This window comes from Acetatifactor sp. (genome assembly GCF_982438285.1).
The window spans coordinates 1-14,430 of the sequence record NZ_CEWDFQ010000042.1 but is presented as its reverse complement, the minus strand read 5'-3'; the positions used below and the strand labels follow the sequence as shown (position 1 = coordinate 14,430).

Sequence of the window (14,430 nt, the reverse complement as noted above, 5' to 3'; positions counted from 1 at the left end):
ATATGGGACCGAAGGAAAGCCTGTTTAAAAACTTGTCCACAAAACCGGGAATATTGGCCACTCCGTTGTTCATCTCATAGCAGTTGGCAAATTTCAGCTTGCACTGCTTAAGCAGCTTATTTTCTGTGGCCGCCATATTGTCCGCCTCCCGGATCATGCTGCGGTAAATCCATCCCAAAAATAATCTCACAAGAATGCTGACTGCAAAAAACGACAGCATGCAGGCAGTGATCACCCTTTCTTCCTGAAAAATACGAAACATGACAAAACTCCTTTCCCTGGCGCGACGCACTGCTGTCTGCAAGGAACGTCTGCCATACTAAAAGTATAATCCATTTATAACCTGATTTGGGAAATAATTCATCGTATTTTTCTTACAAAAAGGGACAAAAAGCAACAACGGCCGCGAAATCATGTAATCATTGCGTAATTTTCCCAAATCTGCTATAATACGATTTTATAGTAATGGGTTTTCTGAAAGGATTGATAAGGATATGAGATATCAGACACATGGCACATGCTCCACCTCCATTGAGATTGAATTAAAGGACGGTGTGATCGATTCCGTGAAATTCACCGGAGGCTGCAACGGCAATCTGCAAGGCATCAGCGCACTTGTCAAGGGGATGACTCCCCGGGAAGCCATAAGCAGATTAAAGGGCATTCGCTGTGGATTTAAACCCACCTCCTGTCCGGATCAGCTGGCCCGCGCGCTGGAAACTATGATTTAACGCAGAAAGGATTCCAGCATGAAGAGAATTGTATTGACAGGCGGCGGCACTGCAGGACATGTCACGCCAAATATCGCTTTACTGCCTTCTCTTAAGGAGGCCGGCTACGAGATAGCGTACATGGGCTCCTATGACGGTATCGAAAAAAAACTGATCAGTGATTTCGACATTCCCTATAAGGGAATTTCCACCGGAAAATTCAGGCGGTATTTAGACCCCAAAAATTTCACAGACCCCTTTCGGGTGATAAAGGGCTTTTCCGAGGCCAGAAGCTATTTAAAGGAATTTCATCCAAATGTAGTGTTTTCCAAGGGAGGCTTTGTGAGCGTCCCCGTGGTCCGCGCTGCGGCTTCTCTGAAAATCCCCTGTATTATCCATGAATCCGACATGACCCCGGGACTGGCAAACAAGCTTTGCATTCCTGTGGCTCAAAAGGTCTGCTGCAACTTTCCCGAAACGCTGCAAATGCTGCCTCCCGACAAGGCAGTTCTCACAGGCTCCCCCATCCGGGCAGAGCTTGCCCAGGGAAACAAACTCTCAGGACTTGATATGTGCGGCTTTACCGCAAACAAGCCCGTGATCATGGTAATCGGAGGAAGCCTGGGCGCAGCCAGCGTGAACAAAGCCGTCAGAGAGGCCCTTCCCCAGCTTTTGGAGGATTTCCAGGTAGTGCATATCTGCGGCAAGGATAAGGTGGATAATCTTTTGTTAAACACCGCAGGCTACAAGCAGTTTGAGTACGTAAAGGCAGAGCTGAAGGATTTGTTTGCCATGGCGGATGTGGTGATCTCACGGGCAGGAGCCAATGCCATCTGTGAGCTTTTGGCCCTGAAAAAGCCCAACATCCTCATCCCCCTTCCCTCCTCCTCCAGCAGAGGAGACCAGCTGTTGAATGCCCGTTCCTTTGAATCCCAGGGCTTTTCCATTGTGATTGATGAGGACGATCTGACCACCTCCCTTTTGGTGGATAAGGTTCATGAATTATTTTTCACCAGGCAAAGCTACAGGGAGGCCATGAGCCGCAGCGGGCAGATGGATTCCATCGCCACCATTATGAAATTAATAGAGGATGCCGCTTCCTGACGGCACCCTCTTTTTCTTTTCCAGCAAAAGCTGCTTTATAAAAGTCCCTCGTCGTAGGCCGCCCGGCCTCCTCCGATATATTTAGGCCGGGTGCGGGCACAGACCACATGGGCGTCGCCGATCTGTTTTGTGCGGATCCGAAGGGGCACTGCCACATCCTTTAAGTGCATGCCAATCAGCGTATCCCCGATGTCCATGCCCGCATGGGCCTTGATATGCTCCACCGCCGCCGGATGCTCAAATGCCTTATAGGCCGCCGTGGCAAAGGAGCCCCCCGCCTTTGGCTGGGGCACCACGTTTACAATCTCATAGCCGTATCGGTCCGCAGCCTCCTTTTCCAAGATCAGCGCCCTGTTTAAATGCTCACAGCACTGGGCCGCAAGATACACGGACGCCTCCTGGGCCGCCTGGTAAATTCCTCCAAACACCGCTTCGGCCAGCTCCGGGCTGGAAAAGGTTCCGATTCCTGCGCCGCCCACCTCGCTTGTGGAACAGCCCACCACAAAAAGCGCTCCCGCCTCGAGCTTCGCTGCCTCCAGCACCTCTTTTGCCGCCCTGTAAGCCTCCATGCTGATAATTGTCATTTCCTCTGTCATAGCTTTTACCTTTCCGCCCTGTGGCTCTGTATATCTTCAATGCTCTCCGATGAATCTGGTTTCCCCCGGCTTTATCTGCACCAGACCGTCCCCTGTGCTCATCCAGACGCACACCGCCGTGGGGTTATGGACGGTAAGTCCGTCCGCCGAAAATTCCTGGGAGCGCACCGCCCGGATATACCGGCAGATATCCAGATTGGAAGCATACCAGATATCGTCCTTTCCGGCCATTTTGTCCGTAAATGCCTCCAAAAGCCCCCAGTCATCGGACCAGCCAAACTCAAAGCTGTGTCCCCACACATACATTACAGGCAGCTCATAAAACCCCGGCACATCCAGAAACTGATCTCCCAGCTCAAGCAGGCTGTTATTGTGGTGGCAGGTGGGATGCCATTCCAAGAAATCTGCAGGCGGGAAAAATTTACAGGTATCCTCCACGGTTCTGGAATACAAAATGCCCAGAGATTCCGCAATCTCCTTTGTGGTTTCGTCGTAATTTCCGAAGGCATAGGACATCCCCTGTACCAGTCCTCCCGTCAGCTGCTCCAGGGTTTTTCTGTCCTCTTGTATTTCCAAAACCGCCTGCTGTCTGGTAAGTCCCGGCAGACTTCGGTGCTGCACTCCGTGGCATGCCACCTCATGTCCCGCATAGATTTGTTTCAGCTCTCCGGCCTCCACATAACGATCCCTTCCTCTTTTCAATCCCAAATTTCCTGAGTTTAAGTGAAAGGTTCCTTTCATGCCGTGGGCATTCAAAATTTCAATGAGGCGTTTGTCAAACACCTGTCCGTCGTCGTAGCTGAAGGTCAGCGCCTTCCTCTTTCCCTGTGGATACACAAATCTCATACGTCATCTCCCATATTCTTGTAGAGGATCAAGGATACCTCCTCTTCCTCCACAGTAATTTCCGCCTTGTCAATCATCATTCCCACCAAAAGCAGCTGACTGTCCTCACCCGGGTCTCCGCTTCCCGCCATTTCCCAGTAAAAGTCTTCAATTCCCCGGTTTTTTGGCTCGTTGAAGCATTCCTCCAGACGACAGAGCTGTTGTCTGTACTCTTTTTGGTAATTGGCTCTAAAACGGAGCACCGCCTGGTCGTCAGAAAGCGCAATATCCGACTGTATGTGGTCCGCCCCCAGGCCGAAAAAAAACATGGTCAGGGCCTCGATGATTCTGGCCAGCTTTCTCTCCCCCTGTATCATTTTCCCTTCTCCCTTCGCATCTCCCGGTGTCTCTCAAAGCTTTCCAGCACAGGCACCAAAAAAATGGCTACAATCCCGGCACTGAACCCGTTGTTGTACAAATTCAGCCCTCCGTACATCTCCGCTGTGCACATGACAATAGCCGAATGCAGCATCCCCGCTGCCACGCCCGCCAAAGCGCCGAATTGTCCGGCTATGGGCGAAAGCCCTACCCCAAACAAAGCGGCCAGCTGAATGCCCGGCGTTCCGTGCTCATATCTGCTTGCCAGATTAAAAATATACACGCCAGCCAGCACGGGAAGAAAGTTTTTGGCGTGGGCGCCGAAAGCGGCAAACCCAAAGGCCATCCACACAGCCCCTGTCACCGGGCCGGAAAAATCTCCTCCCACCAGAAAAATGTAGGAAACACACAGGGCTCCTATCACCGCCATGTTCATCAGCGCGGCTCCCGGTCCCTCCATCAGCACAAAATCCGCCACAGCCCGCCCAGGATGCCTGAAAATCCCAAGAAAATTTTTAAGCCTTCCCTTCTCCAGATACAGCCCATAAAGAAAGGCTGCAAGAAAATATACAAAAAGCCCCATCACAAGAGGCATGGGCCTTCCCGTCCGCCACAAAAGCACCGTTTCGCTTTTCATACCCAAAGCCTCCAGGACGCAGACCATCACAAAGGCCAGAAGTCCTGCGGAAAATCCCACATTAAACAGACTGTAGCCCATGTGCATGGAAGCAGTATGGGCGGACAGGGGAGGCAGCAAAAATCCGATCACAATTCCCGCCGCAGCTGCCAGCGCCATATCCACAGGCAGAGAAAAAGGCATCAGATACACGATCTCCGTCACAAAAGGCGCAAGTCCGGTTCCAAACAGCGCAGTGTAGATGTATCTGCCAAAATGAACGCGGTGCAGCTTTGCATACAGCCATGTGCCAAATAAAATGGGAAGAATATTCACCGGATTTTTTCCCCAGAGAGCGTATCCCGCGTTGATAAAAAGGGCCGCCATGGTGGGACCTGTAAAAGGTATCTTTGACCGGATTACAAGAAAAATGCACAAAAGCATCACAAGGGCTGCGTTGCAGAATGCGGCTCCCTGGCCTCCCAGCACAAAATAGTCGGTGATCAGGGCGTCCCTGGATACCACAATGTACCATAATCCCCGCAAAATATTCTCCGGGCTGTCGCAGATAAACGCTGCTGCAAACAACGCCAGAGCGGAAAAAATGCTAAACCGCTTCAACTCATTTCCACTCAATCCCTTACCATACCCTTTCCTGTTTCCCTTCTCCTTCATCCATTTTATCATGAGCCCGCCTGCAGGAAAAGCAAAAACTGAGAATAAATGCTGTCCTTTTGGAAAAATTATGAACAGAGCGCCTGCTTTCACAGGCGGCTCCCAATTCTTCAGAAAGGCCTTTACCATTATGACCAAAACGCTATCCAAAAATCTCACGGAAAACATAAAACAGATTAAAGAGCTGCTCCCTGTGGGCACAAGCTTCGATCTCATCACAAGAGAGCTTTTTTTAGGAGAAACCAAAAGCTATTTTTTGGGAATCAACGGCTTTTGCCGCACAGAGATTCTCCAGCAGATTTTTGCCGATCTGCAGAATCCCTGGTATACCAGGGATAGTCAGGTGGAGGACATTGTCCGCTATATGAACGCCAAAATCGGCTATGCACAGGTTTCCCTGACAGGCACTTGGGAGGATATCCTGAAAAATGTGCTCAGCGGTCCCTGTGCGCTGTTCATTGACGGCTTTGACCAGGCAATATTAATCGATGTACGCTCCTACCCCACAAGAGGGATTGCTGAGCCAGACGCCGAAAAGGTCACAAGAGGAGCCAGAGACGGCTTTGTGGAAACCTTGCTTTTCAACGCAAACCTCATACGCCGCAGAGTCCGGTCCCCCCATCTTTGCTTTGCCATGCACAGTGTGGGAAGCGAAAGCAGAACCGATGTAGCGGTGGCCTATCTGCGCTGCAGCGTAAATGAAAATCTGCTGGAAACCCTGTCAAAATCCATAGATTCCCTAAAGGTTACCTCTCTGACCATGGGCGCAAAAAGCTTAGAGGAGCTGCTTGTAAAAAAGCGCTGGTGGAACCCCCTCCCCAGCATTCAGGTTACGGAACGGCCCGATATCGCCTGCAGCTATCTTGAGGAGGGACATATTCTGATTCTTGTGGACAACTCTCCCCTGGTGCTCATTCTTCCCTGTACGATCTTTCAGTTTACACAAAGTGCGGAGGATTATTACAAAAGCCCCCTGGTGGGCACCTATTTCAGGCTGGTGCGCTTTGTCTGTATTCCTGTAAGCCTTCTTTTGATGCCCGTATTTCTTTTGATAACGGCTTATTTTCCACAAACCGCAGAGCGCCTTCGGATTTTATCCACAGAAAGTCCTTCTGCTCTGGAGCTGATCATCTATGTGCTCGCCGTGGAATTCATTTTGGACCTTTTCAAATACTCTGCATCCGTCACCTCCAGCAGATTTTCCGGCTCCTTGTCCATTGTGGGCGGTCTGATCATAGGTGACATTGCTGTCAGTTTAAACTGGGCCTCCACAGAGGTACTCTTTTACGCTGCCGTTACCCTGCTTGCCTCCCTCTCCCTCTCCAGCATGGAATTCAGCGATGCGCTGCGCATTTACAGGCTTTTCCTGATTATTTCCACTGCCCTGTTTGGAATATGGGGCTTCTTCATCAGTGTGATACTTGTGTCATTTTCTATCGCTGCCACTCCCACCTTCGGCGGCATGAGCTATTTCTGGCCTCTGTTTCCCTTTAACGGCCCCGCCCTGAAAAAGCTGCTGTTTCGCAGCCCCACCGCCAAAGCCCAGCCCTGCCAGGTCTGGGACCGGGGCAAAGTACACTAGAAACCTCTGCTCCTTTTTTCTTATTGAATTCCCCTTTCAGATAAGCTATTATTTTATAATAATACTGCAGGAAAGGGGGAGTCTGCATGATTCGCCGACGATATATCAGCACAAGATTGCTAAAGGACGGCATGATCATCGATCAGTCCATCATAGACCGGGCAGGCCGCATTCTCATTGCGCGCAAAACTGCCCTGGATCCCTTTTTGATAGAAGCCTTGCAGCGGCTCTCCGTTTCTGGGGTATACATACGGGAGGGAGAAGAGGACCCCGAGGAGGAATCCATTTTAATTCCTCCAAAGGTGATAGAAGCCATCGAAAAGCAGACGGTGCCTGACCGTTCCAGATTACAGCTTTCCGAGAGCGTCAAAAAGCATGTGTGCCAGGGCATCCAGTTTTTATATGCCAATACCTCTTCCCAGCATTTTGCAGAGGCCGCAAATGATATTTCCGACAGTCTGCTTAAGGCAATCGAGGAAAACGACGCCATTGCCATGGATATCAGCATCCTAAAGGTCAGTGATGAATATACCTTCCGGCACAGCGTGGACGTTGCCGCCATGGGAATGATCGTTGCAAGAAAGGCAGGCATGTCCTCCAGGGAAATCCGGGAGCTTGGCCTTGCGGGGCTCCTTCACGATATCGGCAAATCCAAAATCCCGCCGGAGCTGTTAAACAAAACCGGACGGCTTAGTGATGAAGAATTTTCCATCATGAAAAAACATCCTTTTTGGGGATATCAGCTCTTAAAGGAAAAAAAGGATATTCCCCGGGCAGTGAAGCTGGCTGTTTTACAGCATCATGAAAAGATAAGCGGAAAGGGCTATCCCTTCGGAATCAAGGGAGATCAGATCAACAGCTATTCCAAAATCATTTCCATCACGGACATTTACGATGCGCTGGTGACGGAACGGCCCTATAAAAAGGCTTTTTCCCAGCGGGACGCAGTGGAAATGATCATGGCCATGACAGATGATCTTGACGTATCTGCCATGCGCAGCTTTTTGGGCAGCGTAATTCTTTACCCTGTGGGGAGCACCGTAAGCTTAAACAACGGGGAGCGGGCCCGGGTGGTGAAAAACACTCCCGGTTACCCTCTTCGCCCCAAGGTGATCGGTTTGAAAACGGGCAGAGTCTATGATCTGTCCGAGGACATCCACTGTGCCAGCGTTATCATCGAATAACCCGTGCCAGAGCCTTGGAAATCTCCATGACAACAAAGGGCACAAGGGAAAGGCAAAGGCCTGCCAGATAAAGCTGCCAGCTTAACGTCTCCAGTCCAAAGGCTATGTTCACAGGCATAAACCCACCCTGACCCCAAGTCCATTGGAAAAAATACCCTCATCCTTGGGCTTTGGCTTCTTTTCCATCACATTTGCCTCCACAGTCTCCATGCCCAACAGAAATCCCACCACCTTTTTATGTTGGCGTAAATTCCTCTGCCCTCCCGCACCACATCCACAATGGTGGCAAAATTGTCATCGGTCAGCGTCATGTCCGCTGCGCCCTTGGCCACGTCGGTTCCCGTGATGCCCATAGCGCAGCCGATATCGGCCGCTTTCAGCGCAGGCACGTCGTTTACGCCGTCTCCAGTCATGGATACCACCTGGTTCTTTCTCTGCCAAGCCTTCACAATATGTATCTTATTTTCCGGAGACACCCGGGCATAGACACTGATCTGCTCTACCTGATCATCCAGCTGGGAATCCGTCATCCGATCCAGCTCTGCGCCTGTTATGGCTCCCGCCCGAAAAATCCGCCCCCAGATCCACCAGATTTCTGGCAGCTCTTTTGGGCGACTCCTCCATATCCTTCAACGCTTTTTTCACAGCCGCTTCTATAAGAATTCGATTGATATCCCTTGGCATTCCATATGCCCCCTTTTATCTTCTTTTTTATAGGATACCTCATATAAGCCGTTACAGACAGGGACAATTTTATTCATTTGTCCAAAAAGACAAGAATATATTTTAGAAAGAGTATTGACTTTGAGTAAGCTCCAGGTTGTATAATGAAATAATGCACGAGGAGGTGATGCTTTGACCATTAAGGAAGCCTGTGAGAAATACCACATTTCCCAGGACACTCTGCGCTATTACGAAAGGGTGGGGGTAATTCCCCAGGTTGGACGCACTGCAGGAGGCATAAGGGATTACGGGCCCTCAGACTGCGGCTGGATTGAAAATGCCATCTGTATGAGAAATGCCGGGCTGCCCATAGAATCCATCATTGAGTATGTGGCGCTTTTTCAGCAGGGGGATGAAACCATTCCTGCAAGGCTTGGCCTGCTTAGGGATGAGCTGGAGCATTTACTCGAAAAAAGGCAGCAGCTGGAGGCGGCAATTCACAAGCTGCAGTACAAAGTATCCAGATATGAAATTGCCATGGAAACCGGAATTTTAAGTTGGGAGGAATCAGATCATGAAAGTATTGATGCTTAACGGAAGCCCTCGCAAGGACGGAAATACCGCCATTGCCTTACGGGAAATGGAACAGATTTTTGCAAAAGAGGGAATAGAGGCAGAAACCGTGCAGGTGGGAAACAAAAGTATCAGAGGCTGCATCGCCTGCAATTTCTGCAAGGACAACGGCCGCTGTGTGTTTGACGATGCGGTAAATCAGCTTGCGCCAAAATTTGAAGAGGCCGACGGACTTGTAATTGCAAGCCCCGTCTATTATGCTTCTGCAAACGCCACCCTGATCGCCTGCCTGGATCGTCTGTTTTATAGCACCTCCTTTGACAAGAGCATGAAGGTGGGCGCCAGCGTTGCCGTAGCCAGAAGAGGAGGGTGCTCTGCCACCTTTGATGAATTAAACAAGTATTTTACGATTTGTGGAATGCCCATCGCTTCCAGCCAGTATTGGAACAGCGTCCACGGACGGGGGCAGGGGGAAGCCGAAAAAGACGCCGAGGGGCTTCAGACCATGCGCACCCTGGCCAGGAATATGTCCTTCCTCATAAAGAGCATCGCCCTGGGAAAGGAAGCCTATGGACTTCCGGAGAAGGAAGCGCAGATTATGACCAATTTTATTTAATTTTACAGAAAAGAGGTTATTTATGTTAGGAAATTTTGAATTTGCAAACAAGACAAAGCTTTATTTTGGGGAGGATTCCTTAAATTGTTTAAACACGGAACTGCCAAAATACGGCAAAAATGTGCAGCTGATTTACGGAGGCGGCTCCATCAAGAAAAACGGAATCTATGACAAGGTTGTGGAAATTTTAAAGGCCAACGGCAAGGAAATCTTTGAGGATGGCGGCGTAATGCCCAATCCTACGGTAGAAAAGCTTTACGAGGGCGTTGAAATCGCCCGCAAAAACCATGTGGATCTGCTGCTTGCTGTAGGCGGCGGCTCCTGCTGCGATTACGCCAAGGCGGTTTCCGTATCCGTAAACTGCAGCGAGGACCCTTGGGAAAAGTATTATGTAAAATTTGAAGAGCCTTCCTGCGAATTGGTGCCTGTGGGATGTGTTCTTACCATGGTGGGAACGGGTTCCGAGATGAACGCTGGCTCTGTTATCACCAATCACGCCACCAAGCAGAAGATCGGCCATGTATTTGCCGATGAGAACGTAATGCCCAGATTTTCCATTCTGAATCCCAAATTTACCTATACTCTCCCGGAAAGACAGATGGTTGCAGGCATTTATGATATTTTCAGCCACATCTGCGAGCAGTATTTTTCAGGGGAGGACGACAATACCAGCGACTACATTGCGGAGGGACTGATGAAATCTCTCATCCATTCCTCCAGAATCGCCCTGAAAAATCCCCAGGACTATGAGGCGCGCTCCAATATCATGTGGACTGCCACCTGGGCGCTGAACACCCTGATTGCCAAGGGAAAGACCACGGACTGGATGGTCCACATGTTAGGCCAGGCAGTAGGCGCCTACACCGACGCCACCCACGGCATGACCTTGTCTGCGGTATCTCTTCCCTATTACCGCCACATCCTTCCTTACGGCCTGCAGAAATTCAAACGCTTTGCCGCAGAGGTGTGGGGCGTGGAAACTGTAAACAAATCCGATGAGCAGATCGCCCTGGAGGGACTTGACGCAATGGAGGGCTGGATGCGTGAGCTTGGCCTTGCCATGAATCTGAAAGAGCTTGGGGTTACTGAGGATATGATCGAAGGCATCACCCAGTCCACCCTGATTATGAACGGCGGCTACAAGGTTCTGACCACAGAGGAGATCGTAACAATTCTTACGCAAAGTCTTGAATAGCCTGCACATAAAGACTGATAAGCCGCGCCCTGTCACAGGGGCTTCCGCTTATCAGTCTTTTTCTGTGAAAGCTTCGCCTTCGGTATCCAGAATTCTATGGCAGGCTCCGCCGGATTTCTTCCGATCCGGCACAAAATAAAGGATAGGAGCATTGCAGCATCTGGCCGGAGCCCACGCTTTTGTTTTCCGGCTTGTATACCTTAATGTCGACGATGGGGCACGGCTCCCAGCCCAGGCGTGGTCGATGTGGATTTCCGCGTTGACGCCGAACAGCTCGTAGAGAAGATCTTTGCTGTAATATTCTCCAGCCTTTCCTTCTGAACAGCGTGCAATATCACCCATGGTAAAAAGTCCGTGTTCCTCCAGCTTTTTTGCATAGCCCTTTCTCACACGCCAGAAATCAGTCAGCGGGCGGTGCGACCACAGAAAATGGCGGGAAAGAGTATTTACTATTTTAATATCCGTCTCCATTTCCTTTACGGATCTGCAATTCTGCAGATAATATGGTAGAATATTAAAATGCGCCTGACAGGCGCGGGGATCACGAGAAGTAAAGATAAAGGAGGACTCAATTCACATGGAATTATTAGAAGCAATTCAAAAGCGGCATTCGGTGCGCTCTTATGAGGAGAGAGCAATCGAAAAAAATACGCGGGACCAGCTTTTATCCTTTATTGATCAGTGCAATCAGGAAAGCGGTCTTCATATGCAGCTTGTTTTAGACGAGCCCAAGGGGTTTGACGGCTTTATGGCCCATTACGGAAAATTTTCCGGAGTTAAAAATTACATTGCCGTGATCGGGAAAAAATCCCATGACTTAGAGGAAAAATGCGGTTATTACGGTGAAAAGGCAGTCCTGAAGGCACAGCAGCTTGGGCTGAATACCTGCTGGGTGGCCATGACCTACAGCAAGGTTAAGACTGCTTTTCACATTGACAGCGGAGAAAAGCTCTGCCTTGTAATTGCAGCAGGCTATGGAACAACGCAAGGGTGCGGTCACAAGGTAAAGCAGCCGGAGCAGGTGATGAAAACTGATGCACCGGCGCCTGATTGGTTCCGAAAAGGGATAGAGGCTGCTTTGCTGGCGCCCACAGCAATGAATCAGCAGAAATTTACCTTCACATTAAAAGGAAACACCGTATCGGCAAAGGCCGGAATCGGGTTTTATACAAAAATAGACTTGGGAATTGCAAAATATCATTTTGAAATCGGTGCAGGAACGGAGAACTTCAGCTGGGAAGCTTAAAACGGAATATTTGTAAAAAACAACGGATGCCGCATTTTGCCAACGCCAGATAAGGAAGTTTTTATGTAGGGGTACGGTGTAACTCAGTAAAATGGGTTGCACCGTATTCTTTTTTTATGGGTCTATCCGACCCATAAAAAAAGTCGGCACACAAATGCGTACCGACTCCCCGCAAAAGGATAGTCTTAACCCTTGCGGTGTGGCTTCACATTCATGTAACCGGCTTTGAAATTCAAAGTCGAAACTGTCCTTTACACTTTTCTGACTTCCGACAATCCAAAGCAGTTTCAGAAGCGGTGGTATTTTCTATTAGCATACCACAGGCATTGTCCGGCTCTCAGCCGTCTATCCAGTTTGTCAATGTTTTTTTCGAAATTTTTAAATATTTTTCGGCGTATGGGGAATACTATTGTATTTAGTTTTAAAGAAAGAACCGCTGAATATGAGAGAGATTCCGCATACTTATCGGCTCTTATTGATTATTGTATTCTCTTTTTATATCGCTTAAAACCTACCTTCTTTGATTGGTTTCATATAAACGATACGAAAACTCGCAGATATTGTTATTTGTATAAATTGAGGGCGGAATTGCCTCCAATGCCGAATCCATATAACGGGTATTATATACATGATCGTTAAAATCGATTTCGCTTTGACTGCCGTCGATCACATTGTCTCCGGCATGGTCTGATTGATGTCTGCCTAACGTTTCCAAAATTCACAAGCCTGCTTCATTTTACAGCTTTCCGTCCCTGTCACAATAAGATGCTCCTTGCTGATAAATTTCTTCGTAAAACATGAAACTGATTTCTTTTTATATTATTTTTCTGTGTTAAGGACTCGTGTTACCTTTCTTGTTGTAACGATCATAAACAGATAGAACACAAGAAGATATATGGGAAAAATACTCATGTTGATAAACTGCCCCAAAACTCCGCAAAGCGCTGGAGCGAGCATGATACCGACATAAGCAGAAGCCATTTGCGTTCCCATAACCGACTGAGAAATATCTTCTCCGAAATTCTGAGGCGTCAGGTAGTTAAAGTTTGGGAAAAGTGGGCCGTTACCAAGTCCGACCAAAAAGAGACCAGCCGCTGAAACAATCGGAGAGAGTGGAAGCAGGAGAAGGAGGAGCGCTCCGCCTAAAACATACTGACCGATTTTAATAATCTGCCAACTGTTTAACCGTGCAGCGAGGATTCCTGACAGAAACCGTCCGAGTGCCATTCCAATATAATAAAACATAACCATCTTAGCGGCTTAGTCTGCCGCCATATGTTTATATTCCACAAGGAATGTGCTCCCCCAACTTCCACAAGTGTATTCAATCGCACAGGTGGTAAAAAATAGACAACACATGGTTTTGACACCAGGGATCTTAACAATTTCTTTGAGTGTCAGCGTTTTAACAGTCTTTTCTTCCTCGACCTTTTGAGGGTGAACTTTTTTCCAGATCGGTAAAGTGAAGACCAAAAGCAGCGCAATGCAAAGCTGTATTAGAAAAGCCATAGACTCCCCGAAACGGAAAAACCGAGCAACGCAACAGCGGTCAATGCCGTGCTGAAGGCAGAAACTTTGTTTGTTCCGAAACGGTTGATAATCTTAGCACTGAACATACTGGAAACTATCGTCCCGCAGGAAATAATGACTGTGACAAAACTTGCAAAGGATATGGGTAGATCAAATTCGGTATAAATCGCCGGCCATGCCGTACCAAAAAGCGAATCGGGGATTCCTAACCCGATAAATGCGATGTATATAACGAGCAGTAAAAGTGTAGCCATAAAAACAGATTCTTTCTATAAGTATTTTGACTTTCATACAAGATGAAATTAAGTAACATATTTTGCTTTTCATTCAGGAAAGCGGTTAAACGCTCTCTTAATACCATGGAAACAGACCTGACTTATTTGATATACAAAGTCTATGTTACTGTATACTAAGTACAGTAATATTACTCCCAAAGACTGTTAAGCCATTCTTTTATATCGTTTTCCGCTTGGTAAGATAAAGCAAACTGTTCTTCGTTAGCAAATACTGCTTTTTCTTCTGCTGAAAGTCCTTTCTGAAATTCAGGATAAGGTGAATGTATAAAAGGATGCTCGCCGCCTTCGTATTCTTTTACAGTATAAGGAACGCCGGCAGCTTTTAATACTTCTTGATACTGCAATGATTCTTGCGAAATAGCGTCAGCACCGCCCAGGCTGAAAAAGGCAGGCGCAAGTGTTGAACTTACGGTTTTGGGAAGCCCCGTTGTCCACGGACAGAGAAGAATTTGCGATTCCAACTGAAAGCCTCTTGCGTCCAAATCAATCGCCGCTTTTGCTGCTAAAAATCCGCCTGCACTATGACCGATAACTGAAAATCTTGTAACATCCACATTGTATTTATCTGCATTCTTTTCAAAATAAGCAATCGTGTCTGTAATTTCGGCAACGGCATAATCCATCGGCTTTGTATCCAATTT

Annotated in this window: 18 protein-coding genes and 2 pseudogenes; 8 read left to right on the top strand and 12 right to left on the bottom strand. The window is 48.4% G+C overall.

The genetic code is table 11. The features are described from left to right. On the bottom strand, positions 1 to 262 hold a 262-nt coding region (locus AC1WIP_RS03660; protein ID WP_481140538.1), incomplete at its 3' end, for a hypothetical protein. 232 nt (positions 263 to 494) lie between these two features. Here AC1WIP_RS03660 and AC1WIP_RS03655 point away from each other — a divergent pair. Both AC1WIP_RS03655 and AC1WIP_RS03650 read left to right on the top strand, forming a co-directional pair. Beyond that, positions 495 to 731: a TIGR03905 family TSCPD domain-containing protein gene (locus tag AC1WIP_RS03655; protein ID WP_481140537.1), complete on the top strand. Its 237-nt coding sequence runs from the start codon at positions 495 to 497 to the stop codon at positions 729 to 731. An 18-nt stretch (positions 732 to 749) separates the two neighbouring features. Further along, a complete protein-coding gene (locus tag AC1WIP_RS03650; RefSeq protein ID WP_481140536.1) occupies positions 750 to 1,814 on the top strand; it encodes an undecaprenyldiphospho-muramoylpentapeptide beta-N-acetylglucosaminyltransferase in 1,065 nt (354 codons plus the stop codon). 35 nt (positions 1,815 to 1,849) lie between these two features. On the opposite strand, the gene AC1WIP_RS03645 is transcribed toward AC1WIP_RS03650, so the two are convergent. From AC1WIP_RS03645 to AC1WIP_RS03630, 4 genes are read right to left on the bottom strand one after another with little or no spacing between them, the layout of a single operon-like run. Further along, the gene (locus AC1WIP_RS03645; protein ID WP_481140535.1) at positions 1,850 to 2,410 is read right to left on the bottom strand and encodes a TIGR01440 family protein; all 561 of its coding nucleotides are present in this window, start codon (positions 2,408 to 2,410) and stop codon (positions 1,850 to 1,852) included. A 36-nt stretch (positions 2,411 to 2,446) separates the two neighbouring features. Beyond that, positions 2,447 to 3,256, bottom strand: coding sequence for a polysaccharide deacetylase family protein (locus tag AC1WIP_RS03640; RefSeq protein ID WP_481140534.1), 810 nt, complete (start codon positions 3,254 to 3,256; stop codon positions 2,447 to 2,449). Next, complete coding sequence (locus AC1WIP_RS03635) at positions 3,253 to 3,612, bottom strand: hypothetical protein (RefSeq protein ID WP_481140533.1); 360 nt, start codon at positions 3,610 to 3,612, stop codon at positions 3,253 to 3,255. The genes AC1WIP_RS03640 and AC1WIP_RS03635 overlap by 4 nt, the downstream gene beginning before the upstream one ends. After that, complete coding sequence (locus tag AC1WIP_RS03630) at positions 3,609 to 4,916, bottom strand: DUF1576 domain-containing protein (protein WP_481140532.1); 1,308 nt, start codon at positions 4,914 to 4,916, stop codon at positions 3,609 to 3,611. Before AC1WIP_RS03630 ends, AC1WIP_RS03635 begins: the two co-directional genes overlap by 4 nt. Positions 4,917 to 4,974: 58 nt before the next feature. Between AC1WIP_RS03630 and AC1WIP_RS03625 the strand changes: the two genes are divergently transcribed. Next, positions 4,975 to 6,486 carry a spore germination protein gene (locus AC1WIP_RS03625; RefSeq protein WP_481140531.1) on the top strand — a complete coding sequence of 504 codons (1,512 nt, stop codon included), beginning with the start codon at positions 4,975 to 4,977 and terminating at the stop codon, positions 6,484 to 6,486. A gap of 86 nt (positions 6,487 to 6,572) precedes the next feature. After that, on the top strand, positions 6,573 to 7,670 hold the full coding sequence (locus tag AC1WIP_RS03620; RefSeq protein ID WP_481140530.1) for an HD-GYP domain-containing protein: 1,098 nt from the start codon (positions 6,573 to 6,575) through the stop codon (positions 7,668 to 7,670). Here AC1WIP_RS03620 and AC1WIP_RS03615 read toward each other — a convergent pair. The 3 genes and pseudogenes from AC1WIP_RS03615 to AC1WIP_RS03605 all read right to left on the bottom strand — a co-directional run bounded on the left by AC1WIP_RS03615 (position 7,660) and on the right by AC1WIP_RS03605 (position 8,354). Continuing rightward, a complete protein-coding gene (locus AC1WIP_RS03615) occupies positions 7,660 to 7,788 on the bottom strand; it encodes a hypothetical protein (RefSeq protein WP_481140529.1) in 129 nt (42 codons plus the stop codon). The two genes, AC1WIP_RS03620 and AC1WIP_RS03615, sit on opposite strands and share 11 nt — an antisense overlap. 115 nt (positions 7,789 to 7,903) lie before the next feature. Continuing rightward, a pseudogene (locus tag AC1WIP_RS03610) lies at positions 7,904 to 8,227 on the bottom strand (HAD-IC family P-type ATPase); the annotation flags it as partial. After that, entirely contained in the window at positions 8,178 to 8,354 is a 177-nt protein-coding gene (locus AC1WIP_RS03605; protein ID WP_481140528.1) for a hypothetical protein, read from the bottom strand. The gene AC1WIP_RS03605 and the pseudogene AC1WIP_RS03610, both read right to left, overlap by 50 nt. Positions 8,355 to 8,525: 171 nt before the next feature. Here AC1WIP_RS03605 and AC1WIP_RS03600 point away from each other — a divergent pair, with 171 nt between their 5' ends. The 3 genes from AC1WIP_RS03600 to AC1WIP_RS03590 are packed head-to-tail and all read left to right on the top strand — an operon-like array spanning position 8,526 to position 10,717. Beyond that, the gene (locus AC1WIP_RS03600; protein WP_481140527.1) at positions 8,526 to 8,927 is read left to right on the top strand and encodes a MerR family transcriptional regulator; all 402 of its coding nucleotides are present in this window, start codon (positions 8,526 to 8,528) and stop codon (positions 8,925 to 8,927) included. Beyond that, positions 8,908 to 9,522 carry a flavodoxin family protein gene (locus tag AC1WIP_RS03595; protein WP_481140526.1) on the top strand — a complete coding sequence of 205 codons (615 nt, stop codon included), beginning with the start codon at positions 8,908 to 8,910 and terminating at the stop codon, positions 9,520 to 9,522. The genes AC1WIP_RS03600 and AC1WIP_RS03595 overlap by 20 nt, the downstream gene beginning before the upstream one ends. 22 nt (positions 9,523 to 9,544) lie before the next feature. After that, the gene (locus AC1WIP_RS03590; protein WP_481140525.1) at positions 9,545 to 10,717 is read left to right on the top strand and encodes an iron-containing alcohol dehydrogenase; all 1,173 of its coding nucleotides are present in this window, start codon (positions 9,545 to 9,547) and stop codon (positions 10,715 to 10,717) included. Between the two features lie 142 nt (positions 10,718 to 10,859). Here the strand turns inward: AC1WIP_RS03590 and AC1WIP_RS03585 are convergent. After that, positions 10,860 to 11,152 (bottom strand): annotated as a pseudogene (locus tag AC1WIP_RS03585) (Y-family DNA polymerase); the annotation flags it as partial. Between the two features lie 142 nt (positions 11,153 to 11,294). On the opposite strand from AC1WIP_RS03585, the gene AC1WIP_RS03580 reads away from it, so the two are divergent. Continuing rightward, on the top strand, positions 11,295 to 11,963 hold the full coding sequence (locus tag AC1WIP_RS03580) for a nitroreductase family protein (protein WP_481140524.1): 669 nt from the start codon (positions 11,295 to 11,297) through the stop codon (positions 11,961 to 11,963). 511 nt (positions 11,964 to 12,474) lie between these two features. On the opposite strand, the gene AC1WIP_RS03575 is transcribed toward AC1WIP_RS03580, so the two are convergent. From AC1WIP_RS03575 to AC1WIP_RS03565, 3 genes are all read right to left on the bottom strand, one after another. Next, on the bottom strand, positions 12,475 to 12,678 hold the full coding sequence (locus AC1WIP_RS03575; RefSeq protein ID WP_481140523.1) for a hypothetical protein: 204 nt from the start codon (positions 12,676 to 12,678) through the stop codon (positions 12,475 to 12,477). 104 nt (positions 12,679 to 12,782) lie between these two features. Then, a complete protein-coding gene (locus AC1WIP_RS03570) occupies positions 12,783 to 13,208 on the bottom strand; it encodes an MFS transporter (RefSeq protein ID WP_481140522.1) in 426 nt (141 codons plus the stop codon). 709 nt (positions 13,209 to 13,917) lie between these two features. Then, positions 13,918 to 14,430: alpha/beta hydrolase (locus tag AC1WIP_RS03565; protein ID WP_481140521.1), on the bottom strand; the 513-nt coding region annotated here is incomplete at its 5' end.

Excerpts from the sequence above, each read along its gene's own strand:
- AC1WIP_RS03655 (WP_481140537.1), top strand. The coding sequence starts at position 495 with ATGAGATATCAGACACATGGCACATGCTCCACCTCCATTGAGATTGAA.
- AC1WIP_RS03650 (WP_481140536.1), top strand. The coding sequence starts at position 750 with ATGAAGAGAATTGTATTGACAGGCGGCGGCACTGCAGGACATGTCACG.
- AC1WIP_RS03645 (WP_481140535.1), bottom strand. The coding sequence starts at position 2,410 with ATGACAGAGGAAATGACAATTATCAGCATGGAGGCTTACAGGGCGGCA.
- AC1WIP_RS03640 (WP_481140534.1), bottom strand. The coding sequence starts at position 3,256 with ATGAGATTTGTGTATCCACAGGGAAAGAGGAAGGCGCTGACCTTCAGC.
- AC1WIP_RS03635 (WP_481140533.1), bottom strand. The coding sequence starts at position 3,612 with ATGATACAGGGGGAGAGAAAGCTGGCCAGAATCATCGAGGCCCTGACC.
- AC1WIP_RS03630 (WP_481140532.1), bottom strand. The coding sequence starts at position 4,916 with ATGATAAAATGGATGAAGGAGAAGGGAAACAGGAAAGGGTATGGTAAG.
- AC1WIP_RS03625 (WP_481140531.1), top strand. The coding sequence starts at position 4,975 with ATGAACAGAGCGCCTGCTTTCACAGGCGGCTCCCAATTCTTCAGAAAG.
- AC1WIP_RS03620 (WP_481140530.1), top strand. The coding sequence starts at position 6,573 with ATGATTCGCCGACGATATATCAGCACAAGATTGCTAAAGGACGGCATG.
- AC1WIP_RS03615 (WP_481140529.1), bottom strand. The coding sequence starts at position 7,788 with ATGCCTGTGAACATAGCCTTTGGACTGGAGACGTTAAGCTGGCAGCTT.
- AC1WIP_RS03605 (WP_481140528.1), bottom strand. The coding sequence starts at position 8,354 with ATGCCAAGGGATATCAATCGAATTCTTATAGAAGCGGCTGTGAAAAAA.
- AC1WIP_RS03595 (WP_481140526.1), top strand. The coding sequence starts at position 8,908 with ATGAAAGTATTGATGCTTAACGGAAGCCCTCGCAAGGACGGAAATACC.
- AC1WIP_RS03590 (WP_481140525.1), top strand. The coding sequence starts at position 9,545 with ATGTTAGGAAATTTTGAATTTGCAAACAAGACAAAGCTTTATTTTGGG.
- AC1WIP_RS03580 (WP_481140524.1), top strand. The coding sequence starts at position 11,295 with ATGGAATTATTAGAAGCAATTCAAAAGCGGCATTCGGTGCGCTCTTAT.
- AC1WIP_RS03570 (WP_481140522.1), bottom strand. The coding sequence starts at position 13,208 with ATGTTTTATTATATTGGAATGGCACTCGGACGGTTTCTGTCAGGAATC.